This window comes from Streptomyces sp. NPDC006450 (genome assembly GCF_040612195.1).
Taxonomy (GTDB): domain Bacteria; phylum Actinomycetota; class Actinomycetes; order Streptomycetales; family Streptomycetaceae; genus Streptomyces.
In genome coordinates, this window is the sequence record NZ_JBEXPT010000229.1 from 1 (window position 1) to 4,061 (window position 4,061).

The 4,061-nt window shown below is 72.5% G+C and carries 5 protein-coding genes; 3 read left to right on the forward strand and 2 right to left on the reverse strand.

Annotated features, from left to right (window positions below):
- Nucleotides 1–152 precede the first annotated feature (152 nt).
- Together ABZY57_RS32180 and ABZY57_RS32185 are read right to left on the reverse strand one after the other, a co-directional pair.
- Nucleotides 153–737, reverse strand: coding sequence for a hypothetical protein (locus ABZY57_RS32180; RefSeq protein ID WP_356517996.1), 585 nt, complete (start codon nt 735–737; stop codon nt 153–155).
- On the reverse strand, nt 730–1,509 hold the full coding sequence (locus tag ABZY57_RS32185) for an alpha/beta fold hydrolase (protein WP_356517998.1): 780 nt from the start codon (nt 1,507–1,509) through the stop codon (nt 730–732). The genes ABZY57_RS32180 and ABZY57_RS32185 overlap by 8 nt, the downstream gene beginning before the upstream one ends.
- Before the next feature lie 163 nt (nt 1,510–1,672).
- Between ABZY57_RS32185 and ABZY57_RS32190 the strand changes: the two genes are divergently transcribed.
- From ABZY57_RS32190 to ABZY57_RS32200, 3 genes are all read left to right on the forward strand, one after another.
- Nucleotides 1,673–2,437: a lysophospholipid acyltransferase family protein gene (locus ABZY57_RS32190; RefSeq protein ID WP_356518002.1), complete on the forward strand. Its 765-nt coding sequence runs from the start codon at nt 1,673–1,675 to the stop codon at nt 2,435–2,437.
- Between the two features lie 38 nt (nt 2,438–2,475).
- Nucleotides 2,476–3,684: a DUF5931 domain-containing protein gene (locus ABZY57_RS32195; RefSeq protein ID WP_356518000.1), complete on the forward strand. Its 1,209-nt coding sequence runs from the start codon at nt 2,476–2,478 to the stop codon at nt 3,682–3,684.
- Between the two features lie 68 nt (nt 3,685–3,752).
- Nucleotides 3,753–4,061, forward strand: a 309-nt coding sequence (locus ABZY57_RS32200) for a response regulator transcription factor (RefSeq protein WP_356518004.1), incomplete at its 3' end; no start/stop codon positions are given.

A 4,061-nucleotide genomic window follows, 5' to 3' on the forward strand; every position in this document is an offset into this window, starting at 1 on the left:
GGCGGGGCTGGACGGATCCAGCCCCGCCGGCGTTTGAGGCGGTCCTTCAGCCCGTCCGGCGTTCGAGGACCGGGGCCGGGCGGGCCCGGGGACGGTGGAAGGGCGGGTAGGGGACTTCGCCCCGCAGGCGGGGGGCCGCTCCGGGCTGCGGGCTAGACGACCGCGCCCCGACCGGGGTCGTCGTCATCGTCCTCGCCCGTCGACATCCGCGCGACCAGCGTGGCGAAGCCGCCGAGGAAGCCGCCGACGCCCAGCGTCGTCAGCCACCAGGTCATCTCCCACTGGAGCAGCACCGCCAGGAGCAGCAGGACCGGTCCGCCCACCACCGCCAGCCAGGCGAACTTCGACGTCGCGTCCGCCTCCGGCAGCTCGGGCTCCGGGGGGACGAAGTGGCCCTCGTCCTTCGCGGTCTCGGGGGAGTCGTCGGGGTCGGCCAGGGAGTGGTCCCGCGGACCCGCTCCGCCCACGCCCGGGGCGAACACCACCGAGCTGCCCAGAGCCGCCGGAGACGGCGGCTCCGGGTCGGCCGGGCCGGTCGGGCCGGCCGGGTCGGCCGACGGCGCCGGGGTGGCCGGTTTCACGTCCTCCTCCGGCAGGAGGAGGTTCTCGATCGGCCGGAACGGTCTCGCGCCCGGCGGGTCCGCGGGCTCCTGGCCGTAGCCGGCCACGATCGCCGCCCACGCCGCTTCCTCATCCAGCGGGGGAACACCCCCGGAGGACTCCTCGTGCTCAGCCACCGCTGGCCGCCCCCTCCCTGCCCAAGCTCTCCGACAGCCGCCCGACGAACGCGTAGCTGTCCGCGAAGATCCGCTCCGCGTCATGGTCCAACGTCGCGACGTGGTAACTCTGTTCCAGCAGCGTCTCGGTGACGTCCGTGGAGGACACCCGCGCCAGGATCCGCGTCGAGTCCGCCGGCCGCACCACGTGGTCCTGCGGGCTGTGCAGCAGCAGCAGCGGCTGTGTCACCTGCGGCAGTTCGGTGTCCAGCATCTGCAGGAACTTCCGCAGCGAGTGCGCGGCCCGGGTCGGGACCCGGTCGTAGCCGACCTCCTCCGCTCCCGGCTTGGCGATGTCACTCGCGATGCCCGGCGTCGACCGGACGAAGTGCTTGACCACCGGCAGGGCCACGGCCTTCGGGTCGTGGATCTTGTTGACCGGGTTGACGAGGACGATCCCGCTGATGCTGTCCCCGTGCTTCGCCGCCAGCCGCAGCGTCAGCGCGCCGCCCATCGACAGCCCGAAGACGAACACCTGATCACAGCTGTCGAGCAGCTCCCGCAGCGCGCGGTCCACCTCGGCGTACCAGTCCTGCCAGCCGGTGAGCTGCATGTCCTGCCAGCGCGTCCCGTGCCCGGGGAGCAGGGGCAGCGACACCGTCAGTCCCCGCGAGGCCAGATGCTCGGCCCAGGGCCGCATCGACTGGGGGGAACCGGTGAAGCCGTGGCAGAGGAGGACACCGACCTTTCCGCCCTCGTGGCGGAACGGCTCGGCTCCAGGGAGGACGGGCACCAGGGTCTCCTTCGAGGGGGGTGGGGGGTGCGTAGCGCTGTGTGACTTCACCGTACGCGAAGGGGGTGACACCGACCAGGGTCGTCGGACGGCTGCGGGTGCGGCCACGGGATATGGTCTGTTCGACAGACACAGGAAGGCTTTCGAGTTGATCTACGGCGCAATGAAGTTCTCGATCGGCGGTTCTCTGAAGCTCGCCTTCAGGCCGTGGGTGGAGGGCCTCGAGAACATTCCCGCAGAGGGGCCGGCGATCCTCGCGAGCAACCACCTGTCCTTCTCCGACTCCTTCTTCCTCCCGGCCGTGCTGGACCGGAAGGTGACCTTCATCGCGAAGGCGGAGTACTTCACCTCCCCCGGTGTCAAGGGCAAGCTGACGGCCGCCTTCTTCAAGGGCGTCGGCCAGCTCCCGGTGGACCGATCGGGTGCGCGCGGGGCCGGCGAGGCCGCCATCAAGAGCGGCATCGACGTCATCGAGCGCGGAGAGCTGTTCGGTATCTACCCCGAGGGGACGCGTTCACCCGACGGCCGGCTGTACCGCGGCAAGCCCGGTGGTCTGGCCCGGGTGGCGCTGGCCACCGGTGCGCCCGTGATCCCCGTCGCGATGATCGACACGGAGAAGATCCAGCCGCCCGGCAAGGTGGTGCCGAAGCTGATGCGCCCGGGCATCCGGATCGGCAAGCCGATCGACTTCAGCCGCTACCACGGCATGGACGGGGACCGCTTCATCCTCCGCTCGGTGACCGACGAGGTCATGTACGAGATCATGAAGCTCTCCGGCCAGGAGTACGTCGACATCTACGCGACGGCCGCCAAGCGCCAGATCGCCGACGCGGAGAAGGCCGCCGCCAGGAGCGAGAAGGCCGAGAGCGCGGCGAAGGCCGAGAGCGCGGAGAAGTCCGACCCGGCCGCCGCGGCCGGCGACAAGTAGCAGCACACGGGCGGGACCGCCCGTACGGGGTGGGGGAGATGGCGAAGCGCGAGCGCGTCGTACGCATGTCGGTCGAGCAGCCGCTGTGGCGTGCCCTGACGGCCTATCGGCTGATCACCACGGTCTACGCCGCGCTGCTGTTCGCCTCCGCCTACAAGCAGTTCGACCGCCCCTGGATCGCCGCGTCCTACCTCGCCCTCCTCGCGGGCTGGACCCTGGTCACCCTCCCCAAGGTGGCGAACGCCGCCAGTTGCACCAAGCGGTTCCTGGGGGCCGACCTCACCGTCGCCTGCATCGGGATCCTGCTGACCCCGCTCGCGGACACGCACGCGCGGATCGTGGACGGCGGCCCCACGCTCCCCTCCATATGGACCGCGGGCTCCGTCCTCGCCTTCGCCATCAAGGGCGGCTGGCGCTGGGCCTGTTTCGCCTCCAGCTTCGTCGCCGCCGCCAACCTCGTCCAGCGCGGCGAGCCCACCCGGGACACCCTGCACAACGTGCTGCTGGTCTGGGTGGCCTCCATCGCCATCGGCTACGTCGTCGAGGTCGCCCGGGCCAGTGAGGCCACCCTGGCCCGCGCCCTGGAGATCGAGGCCGCCACGCGCGAGCGCGAACGCCTCGCCCGCGACATCCACGACGGGGTCCTCCAGGTCCTCGCGATGGTCCAGCGGCGCGGCACCGAACTGGGCGGGGAGGCCGCCGAGCTGGGCCGGATGGCGGGGGAACAGGAGGTCGCGCTGCGCACCCTGGTCTCCAGCGGGCTGGCCCGCCCCTCCCGGATCTCCCGCGACGAGGCGCACGGCGCGCTCGTGGCCGCCTTCGAGGTGGAGGAACCCGGCGCCGACGAGGGCGAGCTGGATCTGCGGACCCTGCTCGCCCCGCACGCGGGCTCGCGGGTGAGCTTCGCCGAACCGGGCACCCCGGTGCCCTTGCCGGTGCCCGCGGCGCGGGAGCTGGCCGCCGCGGTCGGGGCCGCCCTCGACAACGTGCGCAAGCACGCGGGCGAGGGAGCCAGTGCCTGGATCCTGGTCGAGGACTGGGGCGACGAGGTGATCGTGACCGTCCGCGACGACGGCCCGGGCATCCCGGCCGGCCGGCTCGACCAGGCCGAGGGCGAGGGCCGGATGGGAGTGGCCCTGTCCATCCGGGGCCGGCTCCGTGACCTCGGCGGCAGCGCCGAGCTGGTGTCCGTCCCGGGGCAGGGCACCGAAGTGGAACTGAAAGTACCGAGGGGGAGCACCCAGTGAACGAGTCGAGCGAGTCGAGCGGGCAGAACGGGCCGGGCGGGCCGAACGGCCTGGCCGGAATCAAGGTCATGGTCGTGGACGACCACCCGATGTGGCGGGACGCGGTCGCCCGCGACCTGTCCGCCGCCGGTTTCGACCTGGTGGCCACCGCGGGCGACGGACCCGAGGCCGTCCGCCGGGCCCGCGCGGCGGCCCCGCACGTCCTGGTCCTCGACCTCAACCTGCCCGGCATGCCCGGGGTCCAGGTCTGCAAGGAGCTGGTCGGCGCCAACCCGGCGCTGCGGGTCCTCGTGCTCTCCGCGAGCGGAGAGCACGCCCACGTCCGGGAAGCGGGGTATTCCGGCGCGACCCGGGACCAGCAGGAGGCCCCGGGCGGC

What these genes read in the sequence shown, in the direction of transcription:
- ABZY57_RS32190 (WP_356518002.1), top strand. Translation starts at nt 1,673, where the DNA reads ATGAAGTTCTCGATCGGCGGTTCTCTGAAGCTCGCCTTCAGGCCGTGG.
- ABZY57_RS32195 (WP_356518000.1), top strand. Translation starts at nt 2,476, where the DNA reads ATGGCGAAGCGCGAGCGCGTCGTACGCATGTCGGTCGAGCAGCCGCTG.